Raw genomic sequence first — 25,839 nt, forward strand, 5'->3', positions numbered from 1 at the left:
TCGAGCCCAGCCAAAAAAGAAAAGGGGCCGGAAATTTCCGGCCTCTTTTCTTTTGTTTCCAACTTGTCTTGCGAAATTCCCAAGGGAAAGCGCTATGCGCTTTTCCCGGGAAAACCGTTACACAGTTTTCCTGGAATTGCTCTAGCTCGGCAGCGCCGGCATCAGCTTGGGATCCGGTTTCTCGGCCAGGTGAGGCAGGTCCTTGCTGGCGATGAAGGTGTAGAACATGGGCACGACGAAGAGCGTGAACATGGTTCCGACCAGGATGCCGGTGAAGATGACCAAGCCCATCGAATAGCGGGCCGCGGCGCCAGCACCGCTGGACGTGATCAGCGGCACCACGCCAAGCGCCATCGCCGCCGTCGTCATCAGGATCGGCCGCAGGCGCACCTTGGCCGAGGCGATGATGGCGTCGCGCCGCCGCATGCCATGCTTTTCGCGCTGCTGGTTGGCGAACTCGACCAGCAGGATGCCGTGCTTGGTGATCAGACCGATCAGTGTGATCAGGCCGACCTGCGTGTAGATGTTGAGTGTGCCGAGGCCCAGATTGAGCGGCACGATCGCACCGAAGATCGATAGCGGCACTGCCATCATGATGATCAGCGGATCGCGGAAGCTTTCAAACTGCGCCGCCAACACCAGATAGATGACGACAACGGCCGCCGCGAAAGCGATCAGGATGGTGTTGCCCTGTTCCTTTTCCTGTCGCGATTGACCGGAATAATCGACGAAGAAGGTGTCGGGCAGACTCTCCTTGGCGATGTCCTCCAGCGCCTTCAGCCCGTCGCCTGTGGTGACGCCGGGCAGCGGAAGCGCCGAAATCGTCGACGAATTCAGCTGGTTGAACTGCTCGATTGCCGCCGGCGCCGCATTGGTCGAAATCTTGACCACCGCCGACAGCGGCACCATCTCGCCCGTCACGCTGCGCACGAAGTATTCGCCGAGCTTGTCGGGGTTGTCGCGAAATTCCTGCGGCACCTGCGGGATGATGTCGTAGCTGTTGGAGTCGCGGTCGAACTGTGCCACTTCGGCGCCGCCGACCAGCAAGGTCAGCGTGCGGCCGATATCGGCGATCGGCAGGTTCAGCGCCGCGGCGCGGTCACGATCGATGGTCACCGTCACCTCCGGTGCGTCATAGGCCATCGAATTCTGCACGACGATGAAGCGGCCGGAGGCTTGCGCCTTGTTCTTGATCTGCTCGGCCACCTCGTACACTTCCGAGGAATCGCCGGTCGATCGCACCACCATGGAGATGGGCAGGCCGCCGCCGGAGCCCGGCAGCGTCGGCGGCGCGAAGACGAAGGCCTGGACACCCGCCACCTTGGCGATACGGGCCGTAATGTCGGCCTGCAGTTCCTTCGAATTGCGCTTGCGTTCCGCCCAGTCCTTGAAGGCGAAGCCGACGAAGGCGCTGTTTGTCGTGCCGCCGAAGGCGACGGCCGAGAACTGCGCCCGAGTTTCGGGAATGTCCTTCACCAGACCAAGAATCTGATTGACGTATGTCTCGGTATAATCGGAGGTCGCATAACGCGGCCCTGTCACAAGCGAGAGCAGAAAGCCCTGGTCCTCTTCCGGCGCCAGTTCGGTAGAGGTCTTGGTGAACATGAAACCGGTGACACCGACAAGCGCAAGCACGATGATCAGCGTCAATGGACGATAGTTGAGCGACCCGGTGACGGCCCGTTCATAGACATGTTCGACACGCGCGAAGGTGCCGTCGACAATGCGCTGGAAACGGCCCGGCGTGCCGGACTTCAAGAGGCGTGCCGACATCATCGGGGTGATGGTGATGGCGATGATGCCCGATAGCACCACCGAGCCGGCGAGCGTGACCGCGAATTCGCGGAACAGCGCGCCGGTCAGGCCGCCGGTGAAGGCCAGCGGTGCGAACACGGCGGCCAGCGTCATGGTCATGGCAACGATGGCTGACGCAATTTCGCGCATGCCGCTGAACGCGGCCTGCATCGGCGACATGTGGTCTTCTTCCATATGGCGATGGATGTTCTCCACCACCACGATGGCGTCGTCGACGACCAGGCCGATCGCCAGCACCATGGCCAGCAGCGACAGAAGGTTGATCGAATAGCCGACCGCAAACAAAAGGAAACAGACGCCGATCAGCGACAGCGGGATGGTGATGATCGGCATCATCACCGAACGGAAAGAGCCAAGGAACAAAAGGATGACGACGACGACGATGGCAACCGCCTCGGCGATGGTCTTGAACACCTCTTCGATCGAGGCGCTGATCTGTCCGGTCGCGTCGTAGACGACCTCGATCGTCATGCCCTTCGGCAGCGTCTCCTGAATCTGCGGCACCAGCTTGGTGAGTGCGGCCGCCGTGGTCAGCGGATTGGCAGCCGGCGTCGGGAAGATGGCGAGGAAGGTGCCGGGCTTGCCGTTGAAGCTCACCCTGGTGTCGGTGTTCTCGGCGCCGAGCTCGACCCGAGCCACGTCGCGCAACCGCACCACGTTGCCGTCGGTCGAGCGCAGCGGCAGTTCGGCGAACGCCTCCGGTGTCTGCAATGTCGAGCGCACGGTGATCGATGAGACGACATACTCGTTCTGGGTGTTGCCGGGCGCCGACAGGAAGTTGGAATTGTTGATCGCCGTCAGCAGCTCGGAGGCCGTCACGCCGCGCGCGGCAAGCTTGATCGGATCGATCCAGACGCGCATCGAGTATTCCTGGGCGCCGAAGATCTGAACGTCGGCGACGCCTTCGACCGTCGACATGCGCGGCCTGATGACGCGCTCGATATACTCCGTCAGCTGCTCCTTCGTCATGTTCGGATTCTGCATCGAGATGTACATCATCGCGAACTGCTGGCCGGTGCCCTTGACGATGACAGGGTCCTTGGAGGCGTCGGGCAAGGTGCCGCGCACGCCCTGAACCTTGGACAGCACTTCGGTCAGAGCGACGTCGGGGTTGGAACCGAGCTTCATCTGCACCGTCACGGTGCTGGAGGACGGGCGGCTGGACGAGGTGACGTAGTCGATGTTCTCGGTCGAGGCGACGGCGCGGGCGATCGGGGCGGAAATGAAGCCCTGGATCAGATCGGCGCTGGCGCCTGGATAGGCCGTGGTGATGGTGATCGCTGTTTCGTCGACCTTCGGATACTGCCGGATCGACAGGTTGAAGATGCCCTGGAAACCCAAGAGCAGGATCATGCAGGCAAGGACCGTCGAAAGGACGGGCCGGCGAATGAAGAGGTCGGAAAAGCTCATTGCTGGTCGGCCTGCTTGTTCGCCGATTTGGTCGGGTCGATGGTGTTGTCTACAGCGACGGACATGCCGTTGAAGAGGCGGTTCTGGCCGGCGGTGACGACCTCGTCGCCGGCCTTCAGCCCCTCGACGATCTCGACCATGCCTTGATTGCGGCGGCCTGGCTTGACGAACACCTGCGACAGCACCAGCGCGGGCTTGTCGCCTTCCGCCGCCGGCTTGGCCGGATCGGCAGGCTTGTCCGCTGGCTTTGCCGCATCGGCGGCAGGCTTGGCTACATCAGCCGGCTTGGCGTCTGCCGGCTTGGCGTCCGCCGATTTGTCGGCCGCCGGCACGGCGGGTTTTTCTCCCGGCTTGGCTGCCTGCGCCGGGGCCGCCTCGGCAAGCTTCGCCGGCTGCACCACGAAGATGTAGTCGCCATAGAGGCTTGTCGTCAGTGCCGTCTGCGGCAGCGTCAGCACGTTCTGCTCTTCGGGCAATTCGACACGCACCTGCACGAACTGGCCAGGGGTCAGCTTGCCGTCGGGATTGGCGACTTCCGCCCTGACATTCACCAGCCGGCTGGACGAGTCGATCTTCGGGTCGATGCCGCGAATGGCGCCGGCAAACGGCCTGTCCTCACCGCCGAAGCCCAACCGAACCGTCTGGCCGATCTTGAGCAAGGCGAGTTGCTGTTCGGGAACCGAGAAATCGACCCGCATCGTGTCGAGATCCTGCAGCGTCACCACGGCGGTGCCGGGCGCCAGATATTGGCCGATGTCGATTTTCGGAATGCCCACGGTGCCGCCGAAAGGCGCCGTCAGCTGCTTCTGTTCGAGCACTGCCTGCAGCTTGGTGACCTGAGACGCCGAGGCCGAGGCCGCCGCACGCGCCGTATCCAGCGTCGAGTCGGAGCCGACGCCACGCCTCGTCAGTTCGATGGCGCGGGCCAGCGATGCCTGATCGAGCGCGGCCTGCGCTTTCTGCGCGTCGAGATCGGCGCGCTCGACGGCGTCGTCGAGCTGCAGCAGAACCGCATTGTCAGCCACTTTCTGGTTGGCATGGAAAAGGATGTCCTTGACGATGCCGGTGGTCTCAACCGTCAGGTCAACACCGCGCACGGCCTTGACCGTACCGATCGCCTCGACGCCCGGCGTCCAGGTCGAAGGCTTTGCGATGGTCGTCGACACGGTTGCCGCCGGCGGCTTCATCGATGCGAAATACTGCTTGATGCCGTTGTCGCGCAGGAAGTTGAAGCCGACGATACCGCCGACCACGACGACGAGCACGGCCAGAACCAGAACGATGATAAAGATACGGAGTATGCGCTTGAACAAGGAAGTCCCCTCAGTCGAAATCCGGCGCGAAGCGCGGACATCGGGACACATATCGACTGCGGGTCCCGATTTCAAATAGTGGCGGTCTTACTGTACCGTCTGGACGGTCTTGTCAATTGGGCCTAAGCTTGCGAAGGGAGGCGCCATGAGAGCCCAACGAACGAACTCGCGCGAGAAAATTCTCGCTGCGGCGGCCGATGTCGCACGGGAATCCGGGCCCGGCAGCCTGTCGCTGGAAGCGGTCGCCAGCCGCGCCGGCGTATCGAAGGGCGGGCTGCTCTACAATTTCCCGACCAAGGCCAAATTGATGCAGGGTCTGGTCGAAGGCTATCTGCGTGAATTCGAGCACGCGCTGGAATCCGCCCGCACGAACGACAAGGACGAAAATCCGCTCGCCGTCTACATCAGGCTGTCGGCCAATGATTGCGAGGAGAAGCAGCCGTCCGCGTCCTGGATCTTCTCGGCGATCGCCGAGGACCCCGATTTCATGACGCCGATAAAGACATTCAAGCGGCAGCTTTTCGAGCGGCTGAAGGGCGAGACGCCGGACCTTAAATCGCTGCTGGTCTGCTACCTCGCCATCGAGGGATTGCGCAGCATGAACCTCTTCGATTCGGATGTCCTGTCGAAAGACGAGCGAGAGCTGCTGGTATCGTCCTTGCTTGAGATTGCCAAATAGGCGTCGACTGCCACGCACTTCGGCTGAAAACATCCGAAGACATTGCGTTCGACATCGTCACACAGGGTTCATTGTGCGGACATAGCGTTCATCCCGGTTCTTTGCTGCGATGCAATAGGAGTGGGACATGGTGGATATAGTTTCTAGCGAGGCGGGCATTCCGAGACCGGATCATCCGCTGGATCAATCGGGCAGCGCGAAGTGGTTCCTGCCGGCCTTCGGCGTGCTGGTGCTCGTCGGCATTGTCTATGTCGGCTACGCGCTCAGCCAGGACTTGGCGGTGGCCAAGACCGTGCCATGGATCTTGCTTGGCATCGCCTTGCTGATCGCGCTCGGCTTCGAGTTCGTCAACGGCTTCCATGACACCGCCAATGCGGTGGCGACGGTCATCTACACACGCTCGATGCCGGCCGAATTCGCGGTCATGTGGTCGGGCGCCTTCAATTTCCTCGGCGTTCTCACCTCCAGCGGCGCGGTCGCCTTCGGCATCCTGTCGCTGCTGCCGGTCGAGTTGATCCTGCAGGTCGGCTCTTCCTCCGGTTTTGCCATGGTGTTCGCGCTGCTCGTTGCGGCGATCCTGTGGAATCTCGGCACCTGGTTCCTCGGCTTGCCGGCGTCGAGTTCGCACACGATGGTCGGCTCGATCATCGGCGTCGGCCTCGCCAACCAGTTCATGGCGCCAGCCGGCAGCGCCACCAGCGGCGTCGACTGGTCGCAGGCGACCAATGTCGGCGTCACCTTGCTGGTGTCGCCGATCATTGGCTTCTTCGCCGCGGCAATCCTGCTCTATGTGATGAAGCTGCTGGTGCGCAATCCGGCGCTCTACGAGGCGCCGAAGGGCAACACGCCGCCGCCATGGTGGATCCGCGGCCTGCTGATCTTCACCTGCACCGGTGTCAGCTTCGCGCATGGCTCCAACGACGGACAGAAGGGCATGGGCCTGATCATGCTGATCCTGATCGGCGTCGTGCCGACGGCCTATGCGCTGAACCGCACCCCCGACATCAACTACCTCGAAGCCTATAAGTCGGCTTCGGTCAGCGTCGAAACGGCGCTGGGCAAATACGCCAAGCCCGGTGTCACCGTCGCTGATGCCAAGGCAGCCGTCCAGGACGCCGTGCGCACCAGGACCTGGAGCGACCAGACGACGGTCGCGCTGCAGACCTACATCCACAACACGACGGCGGGCCTGCAGCCCTATGCCTCGGTCGAAACGGTGCCGACCGACCTGGTCAGCAACGCCCGCAACGACATCTATCTGATCGGCGAGGCGCTCAAGCTGATCGACAAGAAGAAGCTGCTGCCGATGGAGGCGACCGACCTGAAGGCGGTGACCGACTATCACAAGGCCGTCGACAACGCGACGAAGTTCATCCCGATCTGGGTGAAGGTCGCGGTCGCGCTGGCGCTTGGCCTCGGCACGATGGTCGGCTGGAAACGCATTGTCGTCACGGTCGGCGAGAAGATCGGCAAGAGCCATCTGACCTATGGCCAGGGTGCGGCGGCCGAACTCGTGGCGATGGTGACGATCGGCATGGCCGACCGGTTGGGACTGCCCGTGTCGACAACCCATGTGCTGTCGTCGGGCGTTGCCGGAACGATGGCGGCGAACGGCTCGGGCCTGCAATGGTCGACGGTGCGCAACCTGCTGCTTGCCTGGGTGTTGACGCTGCCGTGCTCGATCACGCTCGCCTTCGTGCTGTTCATCATCTTCCGCCAGGTCTTCTGAGCGGGCGACAAGAGTTCTCAAACAAAAGGCAGCGCCGGTCGCCGGCGCTGCCTTTTTCTTCGTTGTTTTCTTTGTTGTTCATTTCCGATGCCTCGGCGGGACAGCACCCCCCTCTGGCCTGCCGGCCATCTCCCCCGCAAGGAGGGAGATTAGCAGTCCATGCGTCCCGCCAGCTTTGAGCTGTTGGAGATTGGCGAAGGCCCAGGTGGCATCGATCTCCCCCCTTGCGGGGGAGATGTCTGGCAGGACAGAGGGGGTGTGAAGGAACTCGGCGTCAGATGATCGACACCGGAGAAGCCTGACCTTAAGTCGGATCTTCGCGATGCAGGTCGTGGATGGCGACACCGTCGACATTGGTCGGCATGGTCAGCCACTGGCGATGGCGCAAGGTGCGCTGCGTGTCTTCCAATCCTGTCTCCCAATGCTCGCGCATCGAGGTGCCCGAGAACTCATAGTCCTTGGCGTGACCCTCATAGCCTTTGTGCTGGTAGATCAGATGCACGATGTTGACAGTGCCGGCGTCCGAATAGTCCTCGATCAGCGCTTCCTCGGCCGGCGTCCGCAACTCCTTCGGCACCCGTTTCAGCGCATCGAGCAGGCGCATCTTGAGGCCATGGATGCGTTTGAAATTGTCGGTGTTCTGCCGCGTGCGGCTCGAATACATGATGTCCTTGTGGCGCGACAGCACGTCCGGCATGCTGCGCGGCAGGACGCCGCGCGCGCTGAACAGGTCGACCTGGAAGACCAGCGAAGAACGGTCCTCTTCCTGGTCGAGCAGATATTGCAGCGGCGTGTTGGAGACGATGCCGCCGTCCCAGTAATATTCGCCTTCGATGCGGATCGACGGGAAGGCGGGCGGAAGCGCGCCGCTGGCCATGATGTGCTCCGGCTCGATGCGGACCTTGTCGGTGTCGAAATAAACGAAGTTGCCGGTCCGGACATTGACTGCGCCGACGCTCAGCCGCTTCTTGCCATCGTTGAGGATGTCGAAGTCGATCAGGCTTTCCAGCGTCTCCTTCAATTCGGCGGTGTCGTAGAAGCTGGTGGCGCCCTCGGCGCCCGGCTGCTCCATCCATGGATTGGGACTGCGCGGCTTGAAGAAGCCTGGCTGCCCCATGACCATGGTCATCCACGAACTGGTGCGATTGCGAATGTCGCGGTAGATGTCGCCTTCGGGCGTATAGGCCCAGATCTTGCGGCCTGAAATCGTCTGCCAGAATTGCTCGAGCCGCTGCAGCCGGCGGCTCGATTCATTGCCGGCGATGATCGCCGCATTGATGGCGCCGATCGACACGCCGGAAAGCCAGCTCGGCTCGCAGCCGGCGTCTGCCAGCGCCTGGTAGACACCGGCCTGATAGGCGCCGAGCGCGCCGCCACCCTGAAACACCAGCGCGATGCGGTCATACTGCGCCGAGATTTCCGCGATGGTGGCGGTGGCCTCCTTCTTGCGATTGCGTTCAAGCACGAATTTTCTCCGGCTGGTTTGTGCTGGCCGCGGACAGGCTGCGATCGCCGAGGTAGTCGTGAACCACCTCGCCCAGCCCCAGCGTCAGATCGGCTTTGAAATGAACGGCGGAGACGATGTCGAGCACCGGCAGCTTCGCCACGTCGGCCATGACATGGGGCCGCAGATCAAGTGCCGCGGGCGCCGTCCAGGCCTCCTTCAATGTGATGTCGGTAAGGTAGTAGCGGACCAGCTCGCAGATGCGTGGGCTTCCGTCGACATGCGGGATGATCTTGATCAGGAAGTTGGGAGCGGCCAGCGCGGCGAGCACGGAATCGTGGTCGGCCTTCCGATGCTTGTAACCCATGGTGCCGGTGGCGCACAGAACGCTGCCATAGTGCAGCGTGCCGACGATCACCTCGCCTTCATGGACGATCTTGGGGTTGGCGAGCTTCTTGGGAAAGCCCCACAGTTCGCGGCCGCCGGCGATCGGCGCGTCGTCGTCGAGATACATCGAATGGACGTAGGCGCCGTGCTCGCCCTTGTAGCGCACCGGGATGACCTGGCCTGTCTCGGTGTAGTCGCCGAAGCCGGTTGAATCCGGCATGCGGATGAATTCGTACTTGACCAGCGGCTCGTCGATTTCCAGCGGCTCCGGCACGACCGCCTCGAGGGCCTCACGTGTCGTGCGGTAGGTGATGATGACATATTCGCGGTTGAAGAAACGGTACGGCCCGGGCGGGAAGGATGGGTTGGTGAGCGGCATCGCATAGGCGCGCTTCACGACATCGGCGATTTGCAAGGCGGGTGCCCCATTCGGTTCAGGAATGACTGCGCGAATGCGCTCCGGATTATGTTGCACGGCACCATGACAATGCCGTGTCAGCCGCCTGACAGCCCTTCCAACAGGCCCGTGGGCGCCGTCGCCACCCTGTAATCGCACCGACATATGGCTGTGGCAGTGTCATGGTGCGGCGCACAAAACCGCCCCGTTCATCCCTCCCACCTCTTGCGAGATCATCATGGGTTTCCTGTCTTCAAAGAACGCCCTCGTCACCGGCTCGACCAGTGGCATTGGCCTGGCCATCGCCCGCGCCTTTGCCGCCGAAGGCGCCAACGTCACCATCAACGGTCTCGGCGATGCGGCTGCCATCGAGCAGGAGCGGGCCGGCATCGAGAAGGATTTCGGCGTCAGGTGCCGCTACTCCGATGCCAACATGATGGACGGCGCGGCGGTGAGCGCCATGGTGCACGAGGCCGAGGCCGCGTTCGGCAGTCTCGACATCCTGGTCAACAATGCCGGCATCCAGCATGTCGCGCCGATCGAGGAATTTCCGGACGACAAATGGGAAGCCATCATCCGCATCAACCTGCTCGCCGCGTTCTACGCAATCAAGGCCGCACTGCCCGGCATGAAGGCGCGCAAATGGGGCCGCATCATCAACACCGCGTCTGCGCATGCGCTGGTCGCGTCGCCGTTCAAATCCGCCTATGTGTCGGCCAAGCATGGCATATCCGGCCTAACCAAGACGGTGGCGCTGGAAGCAGCGCTTGACGGCGTTACCGCCAATGCGATCGCGCCGGGCTATGTCTGGACGCCACTGGTCGAAAAGCAGATTCCCGACACGATGAAGGCGCGCGGTATGACCGAGGAACAGGTCAAGCATGATGTGCTGCTCGCCGCCCAACCGACCAAGGAATTCGTCACCGTCGACGAGCTTGCCGCGCTGACGCTGTTCCTGTGCTCGGACTCCGCCAAGCAGATCACCGGCACGACCTTGCCGATGGACGGCGGCTGGACCGCACAGTAGAGCGTAGTCGAGGCGTTTCGTTTGCCGGCTGATGTCGCGGCGCGCCAGCAAGAGGTACTTCGGTCAGGTCCATGAAAATCATCCAGATCTCCGATCCGCATCTGATGACCCCGGGCGGTCTTCTGTACGGCTCCGACCCGCTCTCCCGGCTGGAAGCCTGCCTTGCCGACATCGGCACAAACCATGCCGATGCCGAATTGGTGGTGATCTCCGGCGATCTCACCAATGACGGCGAACGCGCCGCCTACGCCGCGCTGCGGGAGACACTGGCAGGGCTGGTTCCGCCCTGCCGGCTGATGCTCGGCAACCATGACGACCGGACGCTGTTTGTCGAGATGTTCCCGGAAGCAGTTGCGGAAAACGGTTTCGTTCAAAGCATCGTCGACAGAAGCGAGGGCCGTCTGGTCCTGCTCGACACGCTGGACAGCGGCCATGTCGAGGGCAGGCTGTGCGAGGCGCGCCTGCGCTGGCTGGACGAGAGACTGGAAGAGGCGCGCGACCGACCGGTCTTCCTGTTCATGCATCATCCGCCGTTCAGGATTCATATCCCCGAGCTTGACCGTGTCATGCTCACCGACGCCGATGCGTTGCACGATGTCCTGCTGCGCCACGGCAATGTCCGCCATATCTTCGCCGGACATGTCCATCGGCTGATCGCCGGCAGCTGGCGTGGCATTCCTGTCAGCACGCTGCGCAGCACCAACCATCAGACCGCGCTCGATTTTTCGCCGAGCTGGAGCCTTGGCCACGAGCCTCCCGCTTATGCCGTGATCCTGATCGACGCGGACGGGGTGGTCGTCCACTTCCACGACTTTCCCACCGGCGCGGCCGGGTAGCGCTATCGTTGTCGGCAGCGCCGGCCAGTTAATGCTGCGGGCACGACTTGTCGTGAGTGACCGCTGCCGTCGATCGCGCCGCAATCGTCCTCGTCAGTTATCTGGTACGCGTGCCGTCCCCGCCGAAAATCGATTCCGATTTCCGGAGCCATGGGCTACAACGACTTTGGGTTTTGTACGGGGTCGATATGTTCGCTACGGTCTTTCGCGCTTTCCGCGTCCTTTCCTTCCTCGTTGCCGGCCTCGCCTTCGCGCTGTGCACGCCGGCGCACGCGGTTGAATTCAAGGCGATCACGATCAACGTCGGTTACGGCGCCGGCGGGGGCTATGACCAGACGTCGCGGCTGATCGCACGCCACCTTGGCCGATTTCTACCGGGCAATCCGAATATCGTGGTTCAGAATGTGCCGGGGGGCGGCAGCCTCAAGCTTGCAAAGATGATGGTGGGCAGCGAGCCCGCCGATGGCAGTGTTCTCGCCTCGATCGGCGAGGCGATCGCCTATGCCCCTATCCTTGATCCGACAAACGCTGATTTCGACCCGCGCGCCCTGCAATGGATCGGCTCGCTCATCGACGATCCGGCCTATTGTCTGACGACCAAGAGTTCCGGCATCGACACGATGGAGAAGTTCCTGCTGTCCGATTTCCTGATCGGGGCATCGGGCAGGAGCAGTTCGACCTACATTTATCCGGCCCTGGTCAAGAACGGGTTGAAGGCGAAGTTCAACATTGTGACCGGCTTCGAAGGCACGGCGGACATTCAATTGGCCATGCAGCGTGGTGAGATCGCCGGCTTGTGCGGCGTTTCAAGTTATGTCCTCACCGTCAATCGCGATACGATCAACATCATCGGGACATTCGGAGACGCCACCGTCGCGAGTGGAGAAAAGCCGGAGAGTTTTTCCGAGACGATAAAGGACCCGACGATCCGACAGGCCGTCAGCCTTATCGAATCGAGCTTGCATTTCCATCACCCGCTAGTGGTGCCGCCGGGAACACCCGGCGAGACGGTCGATGCCCTGCGCAAAGCCTATATGGAGATGGCCAGGGACCCGGAATTCCTGGCGGACGCCAACAAGATCGGCGAAACCAACGTGAAGGCTACCAGCGGCGAAGAGATCAGCCGGCTTATCGCGCAGCACCTCAAATCCGATCCGGCGGTGTTCGAGGCTGCCAGAGACCTCATTAAATAGGGTTCCGCTCGGCGGTTTCGCCGCTTGCTCATTCCATGCTGCTGTCCAGCCTTCCTGCGACGGCAGTCGGACATACGCATCATCCCTGCTGAAAACCGATTCCGATTTCCCAGGTCATGGGTTAGAACGGCTGCGGGTCTATACGGGGTTTATACAGTGGCTACGATCTTTCGCGCGTTGCGCGTCCTTTCCTTCTTTGTTGCAGGCCTTGCCGCCGCCCTGTGCACGCAGGCGCAAGCGGTCGAGTTCACGACGGTTACCATCAAGGTCGGCTACGGCGCCGGCGGCAATTACGACCTGTCCTCGCGTCTGGTGGCGCGGCACCTTGGCCGGTTCTTGCCGGGCAATCCGGATGTCATCGTGCAGAATGTGCCGGGAGGCGGCAGCCTGAAGCTGACCAAGATGATGCTGGGCAGCGAACCCGCGGACGGCAGCGTCATCGGTTCAGTCAGTGAAGCGATGCCATTCGCGCCGGTGCTCGATCCGACAAATGCCGACTTCGACGCACGTTCCATGCAATGGATCGGGGCGCTGTCGGATGAGCCATCGGTGTGCGTCACCACGAAAAGCTCCGGCATCGACACGATGGACAAGTTCCTGCAGGGCAATTTTCTGCTCGGAGCATCAGGCAAGAGCAGCCTGACCTACATCTTTGCCGCGCTGGTCAAGAACGCCTCCCAGGCCAAGTTCGGCATCGTTACCGGATTTGAAGGAGCCGCCGACATCACCGTCGCCAGCCAGCGCGGCGAGCTCGCGGGCCTGTGCGCGCTTGCCTACTACAATGTTGCCGACAAGCTCGACGAGTTCAACGTCATCGGGACATTCGGGCCCGGCACCATCCCGCAGGCGCCGACGCTGCCGCGCTTTTCCGACCAGATCAAGGATCCGGTGATCCGCCAGGCGGCGCAGTTGATCGAATCCTCGCGGGAGTTTCACCTGCCGCTGATCGCACCGCCGGGAACGCCGAAGGAGACGCTCGATGCCTTGCGCAAGGCCTATGTCGACATGAGCAGGGATCCGGATTTTCTCGCCGACGCCGCCAAACTCGGTGACTTGACCATCAAGATCACAACGGGCGAGGAAATAGCGGCATTGGTCGCCGACAAGCTCAAAGCCGATCCGGTAGTGTTCGAGGCGGCCAGGAATCTCGTGAAATAGGCGTCTGACGGGAACTTCGGTTTGGATCTGATCCTCACGGCCATCGTCGAGATGGCGCAGCCCTTTCGTTTGCTGATGCTGATGGCCGGCGTCTTCGCCGGCCTCATCGTCGGCGCGGTGCCGGGCATTGGCGGCCTGTTCGGCATGGCCCTGCTCATCCCGATGACCTACAACATGGATGCCTACGCGGCTTTCGCGCTGCTGCTCGGCATGGGCTCGGTCAACACCACATCGGACACGATACCGGCGATCCTGTTCGGTGTTCCGGGCTCGGTCGGCGCCGCCGCGACGGTGCTCGACGGCCACGCCATGGCCAAGAAGGGCGAGGCGGCGCGGGCCTTCGGCGCGTCCTACTCGGCCTCGATGATTGGCGGTGTCTTTGGCGCGCTGGTGCTTGCCGCGGCCATTCCGATCATGCGGCCGTTGGTTCTCTATCTGAAGACCCCTGACTTCTTCGCCATCTGCGCCTTTGGGCTGTCCATCGTAGCGCTGCTCGCTGGCAGCCAGCCGCTGAAGGGGCTCGCGGCGGCGATGCTCGGCATGCTGGCGTCCTTCGTCGGCCTCGATCACATTGCCGGCGCCGACCGCTGGACCTTTGGCCAGATCTATCTATGGAACGGCTTGCCCATCGTTGTGGTGTTCCTGGGCCTGTTCGGCCTGCCCGAACTCGCTTCGCTTCTGATGCGAGGCTCGATCCAGGGCGATTCGGCAATCCCGACCTATTCCGGCATGCGGCAAGGCATGATGGATACGCTGCGCGAATGGCCGCTGGTCTTGCGCTGCAGCGCGATCGGCTCCCTGCTGGGCGCGGTTCCGGGTGTCGGCATCGCCGTGCTGGACTGGATTGCCTACGGCCATGCCGCGCGGCGGCCGGGACCTGGACCGAAATTCGGCGAGGGCAATGTACGCGGCGTCATCGCGCCGGAAGCCGCCAACAACGCCAAGGAAGGCGGCTCGCTGATCCCGACCATCGCCTTCGGCGTGCCCGGCTCGGCCTCGATGAGCATCCTGCTCGGCGCCTTTGTCGTGCACGGCCTGGTTCCGGGGCCCGACATGCTGGGCAAGAACGCCGCGGTCACCATGTCTATGGTGTTCAGCATCGCCGTCGCTAACATCATCGGCGCTGTCACCTGCCTGTTCCTGACGAGGCCGCTGGCGTGCATCGCCCGCGTCTCCGCGGCCGTACTGGTGCCGCTGGTCGTCACCTTCATCGTCGTTGGCGCCTTCCAGACCAATATGAGCGCCCTCGATTTCGCCTTGCTGATCCTGATCGGCATCACCGGCATGGCGATGAAGGAGCTCAACTGGCCGCGCTCTGCCTTCTCGCTGGGTTTCGTACTCGGGCCGAGCCTGGAAAACTACTTCTTCCTCGCCTACCAGATCTCGGGCTGGTCATGGCTGAAGCAGCCATTGGTGCTGATTCTGCTCGGCCTTTCCGTGGCCGGCGTGATCCGGCAATCGGTATCCTGGGTCACGGCGCGAAACAGCACCGGGGCGCTGCCGCCGCCATTGCCCGACCTGATCGCCAGCAGCGCGCTGACCCTGCTTGCCCTGGCGGCCTTTGTCAGCGCGGCGGCATGGTTTCCGTTCGAGGCCGGTATCTTCCCGATGATCACGGCTGGCCTGCTGGCGCTTTTGTCGCTGGCAATATCCGTACAAACGGCCCTGCGGCTGCGGCGGCAGACGCGAGACGGCCAGGCGCCCTTCGCGCCGGCGACCGCCAGCGGTGAATGGGCGCCCTCCGGTGATGGCGCCATGAAAGGCAATCTTGCCGTCATCGGGCTTTGCCTGGCGCTTGCCGTGCTCATTCTCTCGATCGGACATCTGGCAGCCACCTTCATCTTCGTGGCGGGTGCGATCTTTGTGCTCGGCTCGATCTCGCGGCGCTCGCCCATCCTGATTGCCGCGGGCACGACATTCATCGTCTTTGCCGTGTTCGACATCCTTGTGTCGCAGCCCTGGCCGACACCATGGCTGGCGAAGATCGCAGGCTTCTTCTAGGTCGGGGTAGACAGCGTCTCGACAAGGCGGCGCCGCAACAGCTTGCCGTTGTCGCTATAGGGCAGCGACGCCACCAGCCTGATCTCGCGCGGCCGCCGGTCCGGGGCGACGTTGGCGCGCAGGAACGCCCGGAATTCCTCGACAGTGCCATGTTCGGATACGATGAAGGCGGCGATCTCCTGTCCCATCGTGTCGTCGGGAAAACCGGCGACGGCGACGTCCCGAATCTTGGGGTGGCCCCGCAACAGCTTCTCCAATTCCTGCGGCGCGATGTTGACGCCGCCGCGCACGATCATGTCGGACTCGCGGTCGACGATCGTCAGGAAGCCATCGTCGTCGACAAAGCCGATGTCGCCCGGAATACCCCAGTCCGGACCCATGACGTCCGGGTCGACGAACAATCGGTTGCCCGGCAGCAGCACCGCCGAAACCATGGTCGAGGTCCAGGCCTTGATCCGTCCGGGCTCGCCCTTGCCGAGCAATTCTCCGTTCGGCCCCAGCACATCGATGCGCACGCCGGCGAATGGCGTGCCGGTGGTCTCGGGCTTGGCCAGAACGTCAGGCCCCTTCAAAGTCGTGATGTTGCCGGTAAGGCTCGTGGCGTAGCTGATCTGATAGCCGGGAGACAGGTTCCGGTAAGCGGCAATCTTGTCTTCCGCCCGAGCCGGTCCGCCGATGCTGAAAAGCACGTCGAGATCGGGCAAGATGCGGGTCGATCGCTCGCCTACTTCGCGCACCAGCCGTGAAATCACAGGCGGCGGCAAGGCGGTTGCGCTGGCCTTGAACGACAAAAGGGCCTCAATCAGCTCGGATGGCGTGAACAGCGGCGGGAACAAGCTGACCGTGCCGCCATAGAACAGGTATCCCAACATTTGGTGGCGTGTTGCCGAATAGGACAGCGCCATGGGGGTCAGCAGGCGCTTTGCAGTTCCTTCGAGCGCGCTCCGGCGTGCCGCGACCCGACGTCCGAGCGCCTCGTGAGACTGGATATAAGCCTTCGGATCGCCGGTGGTGCCGGACGAAAACATCAGGAAGGCCGGATGTACTTCGCTATCGTCGGCATCGATCGGATCGACGGGCGCCGAGGTGGCCTTCCAGTCGGTCTGGAAAATGGCATTGGGATAGGGGTGGTCCCCGGGCGGGCTGCGGCTCTCGAAAATCAGGGCGAGCCCGAAGTCGCGGGCGTAGCGCGCGCGCTGGATTCTTGGCGCCCGGAAATCGATGACGGCCGGCGTGGCGCCGATCTTCCAGCAGGCGAGGATCGAGAGCACCACGTCGATGTTATCGATCATGGAGAGGCCGACGCGGTCGCCAGGCCGCAGCCCCGATGCCCTGAAATTGGTGGCGAGATGGCAGATCTGCGCCAGGCATTGGCTATATGTTATCTGCTGACGGCCGCTGACTATTGCCACGCGGTCGCCATGGGCGGCGAAGGCCCCCAGTATGTCCTGGCCAAAACTCATTGCTGGTGCTGGACGTCGCGCGCTGCCGTGTTTCTCGCGGCGAGGAAAGCGATGATCTCCGCGTCGATCGCATCCATGTTGGCCTCGCGGAACTTGTTGTGCTCACCCGGCATGACGACGGTTTTCATGGTGGCCACGTCGGATGCCCAGCCCTTGTACTGCTCCACTGTCGTAGCACCCCATTCGGAACTGGCGAGAATGAGGATGTCGCAGGGATAGGACGAGGGCACGAATCCGGCTGCTGCCTGCAACAGCGCGCTCTTGAATGCCTTCTTGCGCAGATGCCGCCCCAACTGCGTCTGTCCAAGACCCACGGCGCTCAGCCCGTCGCGCAACAGGCGCCAGTAGATCACCTTGCGGGCGATCTGGCGGCGCCTGCTCTCGGTCATGCGATCGTCCGGCATCGGTTTCAGCCAGGCCGAGCCGGGCGACGGCGGATCGATGAGCACGAGTGCCGGCCGCTTGCCGGTCGCTTCATGGCTCAGCCGGCCGACCTCGATCGCCAGCAGGCCGCCCGCGCATATGCCGCCGATGACATCGGGATGCTGGCCGGTCACTGAGGTGAGCGCTTCAAAATAGTTGGAGCTGAATTCGGCCATGCTGGAATAGGGCGTCTCGCCGGGCTCGAGCCCCATGCCGCGCACGGCCAGGACAGCGTATTTCTGCTTCAGTCGCTTGCCGAAGCGATTGGCGAACAGGGCTGAGCCGGAAATGCCATGGATCATGGCGATCGGCTCATGGCCGACATTGCCGGATACCGGCACGATCAGCTGACGGGCAGGATGGACCGGCACCAGCGATGCGATCAGCCGGCCGAACTCACGCGGTGTCTGCGCCCCGAGCAGAACCGAGGTCTGCAACTTGACGCCGAACCGCTTCTGCACGGCCAGCACCAAAGTCTCGGCCGTCAGCGAGTCGCCGCCGAGATCGAAGAAGTTGTCGTCGAGCTGAACCGTCGGTATCTGCAGTTCCGCGGCAAAAATGCCGGCGATCGCATGCGCCGGGCCATCGCCCGGCAGCGCGGCAGGCCGCACCCATTGTTGAACGTTCATCGGAAAGCCCCTAACCGATGCCTCTCTATGCGCCTTTTACGCACTGACAGTCCAGCGAACAAGCCCCGGCTGCCTTTTTGCCGGAAGAAGAAGCGTCAAATCGCCTGACTCTTATGGGATCATCCGGGCCTGCGGTGAACCGCCTGACCGCGCGACATCGGGCTTTCCCCAGCGCTTTTTCGCTCCCGCCCGGACTGCCGGGAAAGTGCCCTAAAAGCACACGGATTTGGACATTAGTCTTGACAGAAATACAGATGTTCAATACCCGTCAAGCAATTGAACAAGCCTGCAATGTGGGAGGAATAAGCGGTATGGCTTCCAATGTTTCGTTGACGGGCCTTGCCCGCGATCTTGAGGAACGCGCCAAGTCGGGCAAGCCTATCCGCATCGGCCTGATCGGCTCCGGCGAGATGGGAACCGACATCGTCACCCGCGTCGCCCATATGTCGGGCATCGAGATCGGCGCCATTTCCGAACTGAACCTGCCCGCGGCCAGCAAGGCGGTGGATATCGCCTTCCAGGAAACCGGGCACGCGCGCGAAGTCTCGAACGCTTCGGCGATGACGGCGGCGATGGAGGCCGGCAAGGTGGCGGTCACCAACGATGCCAGCCTTGTCATCAACAATGACCTGATCGATGTCGTCATCGACGCCACCGGGGTTCCCGCCGTCGGCGCCGAGATCGGGCTGCGCGCCATGGAACATGGCAAGCATCTGGTGATGATGAATGTCGAGGCCGATGTCACCATCGGCGCCTATCTGAAAAGCGAGGCCGACCGACTCGGCGTCACCTATTCGCTGGGCGCCGGCGACGAGCCGTCTTCCTGCATGGAACTGATCGAGTTCGTCTCGGCCATGGGTCACCCGATCGTTGCCGCCGGCAAGGGCAAGAACAATCCGCTCAACATCGACGCCATTCCCCCCGACTATGAGGAGGAAGCCAAGCGCCGGCACATGAATGTGCGCATGCTGGTCGAATTCGTCGACGGCTCGAAGACCATGGTCGAGATGGCGGCGATCGCCAATGCCACCGGGCTGGTTCCCGACAAGGCCGGCATGCACGGCCCGGCGGCAACGCTTGGCGAATTGTCCAAGGTCCTGGTGCCGCAGAAGGATGGCGGCGTGCTGTCGAAGGTCGGCGTCGTCGACTATTCGATCGGCAAGGGTGTCGCGCCCGGCGTCTTCGTCGTCGCCGACATGTCGCATCCGCGCATCTCCGAGCGCATGGAAGATCTGAAGATGGGCAAGGGGCCGTACTTCACCTTCCACCGTCCCTATCACCTGACCTCGCTTGAAGTGCCGCTGACCTGCGCCCGCGTCGTGCTCTACGGCAAGGCCGACATGGTGCCGCTGGCCAAACCGGTGGCCGAGGTCTGCGCGGTGGCCAAGAAGGACATGAAGCCGGGCGAGAAGCTCGATGCGATCGGCGAATATTGCTACCGCGCCTGGATCATGACGACGCCGGAGGCGCGCGCCGCCAAGGCCATTCCCTGCGGCCTGCTGCAGGGCGGCTCGGTCACCGCGCCGATCAGGAAGGGCGAGCTCATCACCTACGCGAATGCCGCTCCCGCGGCCGGCTCCAAGATCGCCGAACTGCGCGCCCGCCAGGACAAGCTCGTCTACGGAACCGTGGAGGCGTGATCATGGCCGGAGCCAGCAAAGCCGTAGCGGGCAGTCGCGCCAACCTGCCTTTCGTCTATCGCCAGTACAGCGCCGAACAGCTGAAGCAGGTGCTCTACAAGATGTACCTCATCCGTCGCTTCGAAGAGGGTGCGGAGGACAGCTACACGCGCGGCCTGATCCACGGCACGATGCATTTGTCGATCGGCCAGGAAGCCAGCGCCATGGGCATCTGCATGCCGCTTGGCGAGGATGACCAGATCACCTCGACACATCGCGGCCATGGCCACTGCATCGCCAAGGGCGCCGAGGTGAAGCGCATGTTCGCCGAGTTCTTCGGCAAGACCACGGGCTACTGCAAGGGCCGTGGCGGTTCCATGCACATTGCCGACGTTGCCAAGGGCAATCTCGGCGCCAACGGCATCGTCGGCGGCGGCATTCCGATCGCCGTCGGCGCGGCCCTGTCCTCCAAGATGATGAAGACCGGCAAGGTCGTCGTCTCCTTCTTCGGCGATGGCGCCAACAATGAGGGCGCCTTTCACGAGGCGCTGAACATGGCAGCGGTCTGGAAGTTGCCTGTCATTTTCGTCTGCGAGAACAATGGCTACGGCATGTCGACGTCGACGGCCCGGTCGACCGCGGTCAAGAACATCGCCGATCGCGCCGCCGCCTATTCGATGCCTGGCGTGATCGTCAACGGCAACATTTTTTCGGAGGTCGCCGAGGCGTCCTACAGGGCCGTCGAGCGTGCGCGTGCGGGCGAGGGGCCGACGCTGATCGAATCCAAGACCTATCGCCATCGCGGCCATTCCAAGAGCGACCGCAACCGCTATCGCACCAAGGAGGAAATCGAGGACTGGATGTCGAATCGCGATCCGATCACCTTGTTTGAAAGCGAGCTCAGGGAATTCGGCTTCATCGACGACAAGGGCATCGAGGCCATTCGCGACGCCGTGGCGCAAGAGATCGCCGACGGCATCGAGTTCGCCAAGGCGAGCCCGTCGCCTGACGTTCGCGACACCGGCAATTATGTCTATACGGAGCAGGCGTGATGGACGCGATGGTGCGTGAACTGAGCTACGCCCAGGCGGTCCAGGAAGCCATGGCGATCGCCATGGACATGGACGAACGCGTCTTCCTGATGGGCGAGGATATCGGCGTCTATGGCGGCGCCTTCCAGGTGACCGGCGATCTGGTCGAGCGTTTTGGTACCGAGCGGGTGATCGACACGCCGATTTCGGAATTGGGCGGTGCAGGCGTTGCCGTCGGCGCTGCCCTCACCGGCATGCGGCCGATCTTCGAGTTCCAGTTTTCCGATTTCGCCACGCTGGCCATGGAGCAGATCGTCAACCAGGCGGCCAAGATGCGCTTCATGCTGGGCGGCGAGGTTTCGGTTCCCGTGGTGATGCGCTTTCCCGCCGGTTCCGGCACCGGTGCGGCGGCCCAGCACAGCCAGAGCCTCGAGGCCTGGCTCGGCCATGTGCCGGGCCTGAAAGTCATCCAGCCTGCGACGCCCTATGATGCCAAGGGCATGCTGCTGGCCGCGGTCGCCGATCCCGATCCGGTGATGATCTTCGAGCACAAGCTGCTCTACAAGATGAAGGGCCCGGTGCCCGAAGGCTATTACACCGTGCCGATCGGCAAGGCAGACATCCGCCGCGAGGGTCGGGATCTCACCATCGTCGCCACCTCGATCATGGTGCAGAAGGCGCTCGACGCCGCTGCCGTGCTGGAGAGCGAGGGCATCGACGTCGAAGTCGTCGATCTGCGAACGATCCGGCCGATGGACAAGCAGACCGTCATTGACAGCGTCAAGAAGACGTCGCGGCTGATGTGCGTCTACGAAGCGGTCAAGACGCTGGGCATCGGCGCCGAGGTCAGCGCCATGATCGCCGAAAGCGAAGCGTTCGACTATCTCGACGCGCCGATCGTGCGGCTGGGCGGCGCCGAGACGCCGATCCCCTACAATCCGGAACTTGAGAAGGCGACGGTGCCGCAAATCCCCGACATCATCACCGCCGCGCGCGACCTCGTGAGAGGGGTTCGCTGACCCATGCCGACCGAAGTCATTCTTCCCAAGGTCGACATGGACATGGCGACCGGACAGATCTCGCGCTGGTTCGCCGAGGAAGGCGCCAGGGTCAAGAAGGGCGACGTGCTGTTCGAGATCGAGACCGACAAGGCGGCGATGGAAATCGACGCGCCGGCCAGCGGCGTGCTGCGTGACGTGACTGGTAAGGAGGGCGTCGACATTCCAGTCGGCGCGCCCGTGGCGTGGATCTATGCCGACGATGAAAGCTATGCGCCTATCTCCCCCCTCGAGGGGGAGATGTCGGCAAAGCCGACAGAGGGGGTCGCCTTAGAAGGCACCGCCCTTGAGCCGCGTCCGGTCGAACCGACCCCACCCGACCGGCCTTTGGCCGGCCACCCTCCCCTCGAGGGGGAGGGGAAAACCCGCGCAACGCCTTTAGCCAGGCGTCTGGCCCGTGAGGCGGGCCTTGCTCTTTCCAATGTTGCAGGCACAGGCCCATACGGTCGAATTGTAAAAGCCGATGTCGACGCCGCACTTTCCTCCCCCCTTGAGGGGGAGGTGTCCGCGAAGCGGACGGAGGGGGTCGCCTCAGAAGGCACCGCCTTTGCGCTGAGTCCGGTCGAACTGACCCCACCCGACCGGCCTTTGGCCGGCCACCCTCCCCTCAAGGGGGAGGGGGACGTGCTGAAGCTCTTCGAGGACGGCTCCTACGACCTCGTCCCGCATGACAATATGCGCAAGACCATCGCGCGGCGGCTGGTCGAGGCCAAGACCACCATCCCGCATTTCTACCTGACGCTCGACTGCGAGCTCGACGCACTCCTGGCGCTGCGCACGCAGATCAATGCGGCTGCGCCGGTGAAGAAGACCGAGAAGGGTGATGCGCCGGCCTACAAGCTGTCGGTCAACGACATGGTCATCAAGGCGATGGCCATGGCGCTGAAGGCGGTGCCGGACGCCAATGCCTCATGGACCGAAACCGCCATGGTCAAGCACAAGCATGCCGATGTCGGCGTTGCGGTGTCGATCCCCGGCGGCTTGATCACGCCGATCATCCGCAAGGCCGACGAAAAGACGCTGTCCACCATCTCCAACGAGATGAAGGATCTGGCCAGCCGCGCGCGCAGCCGCAAGCTGAAGCCGGAAGAGTATCAGGGCGGCACCACGGCGGTGTCCAACCTTGGCATGTTCGGCATCAAGGATTTTGCCGCGGTCATCAACCCGCCGCATGCGACGATCCTGGCGGTCGGCGCCGGCGAGGAGCGGGCAGTGGTCAAGAACGGCGAGATCAGAATAGCCACAGTGATGTCGGTGACGCTGTCGACCGACCATCGTGCCGTCGACGGTGCGCTGGGAGCGGAACTGCTGGTCGCCTTCAAGCGGCTGATCGAGAATCCGATGGGCATGCTCGTGTAGGTCCTGTCGGGAGCCGGCGCCAGATGATACGCCGGCTTCCATCAGAAACGACTTGTCAGGCGCCGACCCTTGACCCATGTTCTATCTGGATTGCGATCCAGGGAGGCCAAATATGCCTGCATTCGACCCATCTGACGTCAAAACCCTGTTCGGCAAGGTCATGGGCGCGTCGCCGTCCGATATCAAGCTGGTGGCGCAGCGCCTGCACGACCACGCCTTCGAGCCGCGCATGTCGGCGCAGGAGACCAAGCAACTTGTCGCGAGTCTCGGCTATGACAGCCTGGATGCGTTCTGTGCCGACATCGGCCTTCCCATGCACATCGCCGAGCGCTGGAGCCGTTTTGGCGTTTCCGGCGAGATGAAGCAGGTGTTCACGCTGCTGGCGGCCCAGCGCAAACGGGTGGCCGAGGCGGTCGCCGAATTCGAATCCATGACCCATGTCGGCGTCGAGGATTATTTGCGCGAACGCGGCCTCATCTAAGGTATATTGATATTCAGGTGATGCCGGTCTGCAAACGGCAGCTTCCTGCGCTTCCGGTGCTCACGTACTTCAAGTACGCTTCGCTCCGGTTCTCGGAACCAGCCGTTTTCGACTCGGCCTGACCTGAATCTCAACACACCTTAAGTCTTAGCCGCCCTTGGCAAGAAGCGCCGTGGCGGTATCGCTGTCGGTGATCAGCACATTGGTGTCGACGGCTTTCAGCGCGGCGAGGATCGCCGCGACCTTGCGCTTGCCGCCCGCGGCCAGCACGACATTCGGCACTTGGCCGACCACATCGAGATCGATGGCCATGACGCGGCCGTTGACCTCGTGGTCGACCAGCCCGCCGGCGGCATCGACGAAATAGCACAGCATGTTGGCGACCGCGCCCTTCGCCTTCAGCGAGGCGATCAGCGATGACGGCACGATGCCGTGCCGGAAGATGGTGGCGTCCGGCGACATGTCGCCAACGGTGAGCAGCGCGATGTCGGCGGCGGCCGCGCGTTGGCGTACATCCTGCAGGGTCGGCTGCGCCCAGAGGAGATCGCGCAACGAGGAATCGTCCACCATCACCGGTGCGGTGATCTGGTAGCTGTCGACCTCGAAGACGTCTGCGACCTTGGCAGCAACGATGGAAGGATTGATCCATTGCGAGTGCGGCAGGCTGCCGACGAGCGCCACCACCGAGGCGCGCTTCAGTTGGCGGCGGGCAAGGAAACCCAGGCTGGCATGCAGCGTCGCGCCGCCGCCGATCGCCAGCGTCATGCCGTCCTGCATCTGCTCGCCGAGATAGGCCGCGACGGCATGGCCGATCGCCTTTTCCAGATGGTCATGCGCCGAAGGCGTCGGGATAACGACGGCGGCGTTGAGACCCCAGCGCTTTTCCAGTTCCCGTTCGAGTGCCACCTGCCCGGCGGTCGACGCGTTGATCATGGTGACGACGATGCCGTCGGCGGTGCAGGCGGCGAGCGTGCGCATGACCTTCACCCTGGAGACATCGAGCTTCTCGGCGATCTGCTCCTGCGTGAAGCCTTCGACATAGTAGAGCCACGCCGTCTTGACGTTGAGATCCGACGAGACCATCGACAGGCGAGCCGGTCTGGGTTTTTCCGTGGGCATCGGTCGTCGTCCTCATGAGCCATGGCCTGGCCGGGTTGTTCTCTTCGAAGAAACGGTGGCCGGATGTCAACTGATGCCGGATCTCCGGCGCGCCGATTGTCGCACAGTTCTGTTCATTTGTAATTGACATCGTACATATGAACATATTTTGTGGGTTTCACGCGCTGTGTCATCCACCAGTCATATGCGCCGTGCAGGGAGGAAGAGACGGGGAACTGGCCAGGGGCCGGACCGGTCATGCACAGACAGGACAGGAGGTCTCATGAAGACGCACATCATCAAGCTGCTGGTCAGCCAGCTGGCGCTCGCGGCAACTTTGTTTGCCGGCGTGGCAAGCGCCGAAACACTGACTCTCTACACGTCACAGCCGGAAGCTGACGCGGCCAAGACCGTGGATGCCTTCAAGAAGGCGCAGCCCGGCATCGACGTGACCATCTATCGCTCGGGAACGAGCGACATCCTCACCAAGATGGCGGCCGAGTTTGCCGCCGGCAGCCCACAGCCCGATGTGCTTCTGATCGCCGACGCGGTCAGCATGGAGCTGTTGAAGAAGGACGACCGGCTGCTGCCTTATCCCGAGGCCAAGCTCGATGGCATCGAGGCGGATGCCTATGACGCCGACAAGACCTATTTCGGCAGCAAGCTGATCACCACCGGCATCGTCTACAACACAGCGGCCGCCGAAAAGCCGGAGCATTGGGCCGATCTCGCCAAGCCGGCCTATGCCGATGGCCTGGTCATGCCGAGCCCGCTCTATTCGGGTGCGGCTGCCTACCTGCTTTCGGGCTTTGTCGGCGATGCCACCTATGGCTGGGATTTCTTCCAAGAAGCTGAAGACCAACAATACCGTCAGCGTGCGCGGCAATGGCGCCGTGCTGAAGTCGGTCGCATCAGGCGAGAAGCCTTATGGCATCCTGGTCGACTTCATGGCCATGAACGCCAAGAAGAAGGGCTCGCCGGTCGAGTTCGTGTTCCCTTCGGAAGGTGTTCCGGCGGTGACCGAGCCGGTTGCCATCATGAAGACGGCCAAGAATGTCGAAGGCGCCAAGAAGTTCGTCGACTTCATTCTTTCGGATGAGGGCCAGAAGCTGGCGCTGTCGATGGGCTATCTGCCGGCGCGCGCCTCGGTCGGCCGCCCCGAATGGCTGCCGGAAGGCGTCAAGGTCAAGGTGATGCCGTTCGACACCAAGGCAATCGTTGCCAAGACCGACGCCGACAAGGCGAAGTTCTCGGAACTGTTCGGCGGCTGAGCCGGCAATCCCGGCGGG

General features: G+C 62.9%; 19 protein-coding genes and 1 pseudogene. 13 read left to right on the forward strand and 7 right to left on the reverse strand.

What is annotated here, in order from left to right; genetic code table 11:
• Window positions 1-141 precede the first annotated feature (141 nt).
• Together ACZ89F_RS35615 and ACZ89F_RS35620 are read right to left on the reverse strand one after the other, a co-directional pair.
• Entirely contained in the window at window positions 142-3,225 is a 3,084-nt protein-coding gene (locus ACZ89F_RS35615) for an efflux RND transporter permease subunit (protein WP_476096891.1), read from the reverse strand.
• On the reverse strand, window positions 3,222-4,538 hold the full coding sequence (locus ACZ89F_RS35620) for an efflux RND transporter periplasmic adaptor subunit (protein ID WP_476096893.1): 1,317 nt from the start codon (window positions 4,536-4,538) through the stop codon (window positions 3,222-3,224). The genes ACZ89F_RS35615 and ACZ89F_RS35620 overlap by 4 nt, the downstream gene beginning before the upstream one ends.
• A 145-nt stretch (window positions 4,539-4,683) precedes the next feature.
• Between ACZ89F_RS35620 and ACZ89F_RS35625 the strand changes: the two genes are divergently transcribed.
• A complete protein-coding gene (locus tag ACZ89F_RS35625; RefSeq protein WP_476096894.1) occupies window positions 4,684-5,217 on the forward strand; it encodes a TetR/AcrR family transcriptional regulator in 534 nt (177 codons plus the stop codon).
• A gap of 127 nt (window positions 5,218-5,344) precedes the next feature.
• Entirely contained in the window at window positions 5,345-6,946 is a 1,602-nt protein-coding gene (locus tag ACZ89F_RS35630; RefSeq protein ID WP_476096895.1) for an inorganic phosphate transporter, read from the forward strand.
• Between the two features lie 304 nt (window positions 6,947-7,250).
• Here the strand turns inward: ACZ89F_RS35630 and ACZ89F_RS35635 are convergent, their stop codons facing one another.
• Window positions 7,251-8,411 (reverse strand): patatin-like phospholipase family protein, encoded by a 1,161-nt coding sequence (locus ACZ89F_RS35635; RefSeq protein ID WP_476096897.1) that lies wholly within the window; start codon window positions 8,409-8,411, stop codon window positions 7,251-7,253.
• Window positions 8,404-9,192, reverse strand: coding sequence for an acetoacetate decarboxylase (locus ACZ89F_RS35640; RefSeq protein WP_476096899.1), 789 nt, complete (start codon window positions 9,190-9,192; stop codon window positions 8,404-8,406). The genes ACZ89F_RS35635 and ACZ89F_RS35640 overlap by 8 nt, the downstream gene beginning before the upstream one ends.
• Before the next feature lie 220 nt (window positions 9,193-9,412).
• Between ACZ89F_RS35640 and ACZ89F_RS35645 the strand changes: the two genes are divergently transcribed.
• From ACZ89F_RS35645 to ACZ89F_RS35665, 5 genes are all read left to right on the forward strand, one after another.
• A complete protein-coding gene (locus tag ACZ89F_RS35645) occupies window positions 9,413-10,201 on the forward strand; it encodes a 3-hydroxybutyrate dehydrogenase (protein WP_476096901.1) in 789 nt (262 codons plus the stop codon).
• A gap of 71 nt (window positions 10,202-10,272) precedes the next feature.
• Entirely contained in the window at window positions 10,273-11,037 is a 765-nt protein-coding gene (locus tag ACZ89F_RS35650; protein ID WP_476096903.1) for a phosphodiesterase, read from the forward strand.
• A gap of 188 nt (window positions 11,038-11,225) precedes the next feature.
• The gene (locus ACZ89F_RS35655) at window positions 11,226-12,230 is read left to right on the forward strand and encodes a Bug family tripartite tricarboxylate transporter substrate binding protein (RefSeq protein WP_476096904.1); all 1,005 of its coding nucleotides are present in this window, start codon (window positions 11,226-11,228) and stop codon (window positions 12,228-12,230) included.
• Window positions 12,231-12,386: 156 nt separating this feature from the next.
• The gene (locus ACZ89F_RS35660; RefSeq protein WP_476096906.1) at window positions 12,387-13,388 is read left to right on the forward strand and encodes a Bug family tripartite tricarboxylate transporter substrate binding protein; all 1,002 of its coding nucleotides are present in this window, start codon (window positions 12,387-12,389) and stop codon (window positions 13,386-13,388) included.
• Window positions 13,389-13,409: 21 nt separating this feature from the next.
• The gene (locus ACZ89F_RS35665; protein ID WP_476096908.1) at window positions 13,410-15,389 is read left to right on the forward strand and encodes a tripartite tricarboxylate transporter permease; all 1,980 of its coding nucleotides are present in this window, start codon (window positions 13,410-13,412) and stop codon (window positions 15,387-15,389) included.
• On the opposite strand, the gene ACZ89F_RS35670 is transcribed toward ACZ89F_RS35665, so the two are convergent.
• Both ACZ89F_RS35670 and ACZ89F_RS35675 read right to left on the reverse strand, forming a co-directional pair.
• Complete coding sequence (locus ACZ89F_RS35670) at window positions 15,386-16,852, reverse strand: class I adenylate-forming enzyme family protein (RefSeq protein WP_476096909.1); 1,467 nt, start codon at window positions 16,850-16,852, stop codon at window positions 15,386-15,388. The two genes, ACZ89F_RS35665 and ACZ89F_RS35670, sit on opposite strands and share 4 nt — an antisense overlap.
• Window positions 16,849-17,904 (reverse strand): thioesterase domain-containing protein, encoded by a 1,056-nt coding sequence (locus ACZ89F_RS35675; protein WP_476096911.1) that lies wholly within the window; start codon window positions 17,902-17,904, stop codon window positions 16,849-16,851. Before ACZ89F_RS35675 ends, ACZ89F_RS35670 begins: the two co-directional genes overlap by 4 nt.
• Window positions 17,905-18,215: 311 nt before the next feature.
• On the opposite strand from ACZ89F_RS35675, the gene ACZ89F_RS35680 reads away from it, so the two are divergent.
• The 5 genes from ACZ89F_RS35680 (at window position 18,216) to ACZ89F_RS35700 (ending at window position 23,452) form a co-directional block, all read left to right on the forward strand.
• Window positions 18,216-19,544: an NAD(P)H-dependent oxidoreductase gene (locus ACZ89F_RS35680; protein WP_476096913.1), complete on the forward strand. Its 1,329-nt coding sequence runs from the start codon at window positions 18,216-18,218 to the stop codon at window positions 19,542-19,544.
• A gap of 2 nt (window positions 19,545-19,546) precedes the next feature.
• The gene (locus ACZ89F_RS35685; RefSeq protein WP_476096914.1) at window positions 19,547-20,575 is read left to right on the forward strand and encodes a thiamine pyrophosphate-dependent dehydrogenase E1 component subunit alpha; all 1,029 of its coding nucleotides are present in this window, start codon (window positions 19,547-19,549) and stop codon (window positions 20,573-20,575) included.
• Window positions 20,575-21,573 carry an alpha-ketoacid dehydrogenase subunit beta gene (locus tag ACZ89F_RS35690; RefSeq protein ID WP_476096916.1) on the forward strand — a complete coding sequence of 333 codons (999 nt, stop codon included), beginning with the start codon at window positions 20,575-20,577 and terminating at the stop codon, window positions 21,571-21,573. Before ACZ89F_RS35685 ends, ACZ89F_RS35690 begins: the two co-directional genes overlap by 1 nt.
• Before the next feature lie 3 nt (window positions 21,574-21,576).
• Window positions 21,577-22,971 (forward strand): pyruvate dehydrogenase complex dihydrolipoamide acetyltransferase, encoded by a 1,395-nt coding sequence (locus ACZ89F_RS35695; protein ID WP_476096918.1) that lies wholly within the window; start codon window positions 21,577-21,579, stop codon window positions 22,969-22,971.
• Window positions 22,972-23,083: 112 nt separating this feature from the next.
• On the forward strand, window positions 23,084-23,452 hold the full coding sequence (locus ACZ89F_RS35700) for a hypothetical protein (RefSeq protein WP_476096920.1): 369 nt from the start codon (window positions 23,084-23,086) through the stop codon (window positions 23,450-23,452).
• 147 nt (window positions 23,453-23,599) lie between these two features.
• Here the strand turns inward: ACZ89F_RS35700 and ACZ89F_RS35705 are convergent, their stop codons facing one another.
• A complete protein-coding gene (locus ACZ89F_RS35705; RefSeq protein ID WP_476096922.1) occupies window positions 23,600-24,571 on the reverse strand; it encodes a sugar-binding transcriptional regulator in 972 nt (323 codons plus the stop codon).
• A 262-nt stretch (window positions 24,572-24,833) separates the two neighbouring features.
• Between ACZ89F_RS35705 and ACZ89F_RS35710 the strand changes: the two are divergent.
• A pseudogene (locus ACZ89F_RS35710) lies at window positions 24,834-25,821 on the forward strand (ABC transporter substrate-binding protein).
• Window positions 25,822-25,839: the final 18 nt, after the last annotated feature.

The sequence above is a fragment of the Mesorhizobium sp. USDA 3734 genome (assembly GCF_056279665.1).

Excerpts from the sequence above, each read along its gene's own strand:
- ACZ89F_RS35615 (WP_476096891.1), bottom strand. The coding sequence starts at position 3,225 with ATGAGCTTTTCCGACCTCTTCATTCGCCGGCCCGTCCTTTCGACGGTC.
- ACZ89F_RS35625 (WP_476096894.1), top strand. The coding sequence starts at position 4,684 with ATGAGAGCCCAACGAACGAACTCGCGCGAGAAAATTCTCGCTGCGGCG.
- ACZ89F_RS35630 (WP_476096895.1), top strand. The coding sequence starts at position 5,345 with ATGGTGGATATAGTTTCTAGCGAGGCGGGCATTCCGAGACCGGATCAT.
- ACZ89F_RS35645 (WP_476096901.1), top strand. The coding sequence starts at position 9,413 with ATGGGTTTCCTGTCTTCAAAGAACGCCCTCGTCACCGGCTCGACCAGT.
- ACZ89F_RS35650 (WP_476096903.1), top strand. The coding sequence starts at position 10,273 with ATGAAAATCATCCAGATCTCCGATCCGCATCTGATGACCCCGGGCGGT.
- ACZ89F_RS35655 (WP_476096904.1), top strand. The coding sequence starts at position 11,226 with ATGTTCGCTACGGTCTTTCGCGCTTTCCGCGTCCTTTCCTTCCTCGTT.
- ACZ89F_RS35670 (WP_476096909.1), bottom strand. The coding sequence starts at position 16,852 with ATGAGTTTTGGCCAGGACATACTGGGGGCCTTCGCCGCCCATGGCGAC.
- ACZ89F_RS35675 (WP_476096911.1), bottom strand. The coding sequence starts at position 17,904 with ATGAACGTTCAACAATGGGTGCGGCCTGCCGCGCTGCCGGGCGATGGC.
- ACZ89F_RS35680 (WP_476096913.1), top strand. The coding sequence starts at position 18,216 with ATGGCTTCCAATGTTTCGTTGACGGGCCTTGCCCGCGATCTTGAGGAA.
- ACZ89F_RS35685 (WP_476096914.1), top strand. The coding sequence starts at position 19,547 with ATGGCCGGAGCCAGCAAAGCCGTAGCGGGCAGTCGCGCCAACCTGCCT.
- ACZ89F_RS35690 (WP_476096916.1), top strand. The coding sequence starts at position 20,575 with ATGGACGCGATGGTGCGTGAACTGAGCTACGCCCAGGCGGTCCAGGAA.
- ACZ89F_RS35695 (WP_476096918.1), top strand. The coding sequence starts at position 21,577 with ATGCCGACCGAAGTCATTCTTCCCAAGGTCGACATGGACATGGCGACC.
- ACZ89F_RS35700 (WP_476096920.1), top strand. The coding sequence starts at position 23,084 with ATGCCTGCATTCGACCCATCTGACGTCAAAACCCTGTTCGGCAAGGTC.
- ACZ89F_RS35705 (WP_476096922.1), bottom strand. The coding sequence starts at position 24,571 with ATGCCCACGGAAAAACCCAGACCGGCTCGCCTGTCGATGGTCTCGTCG.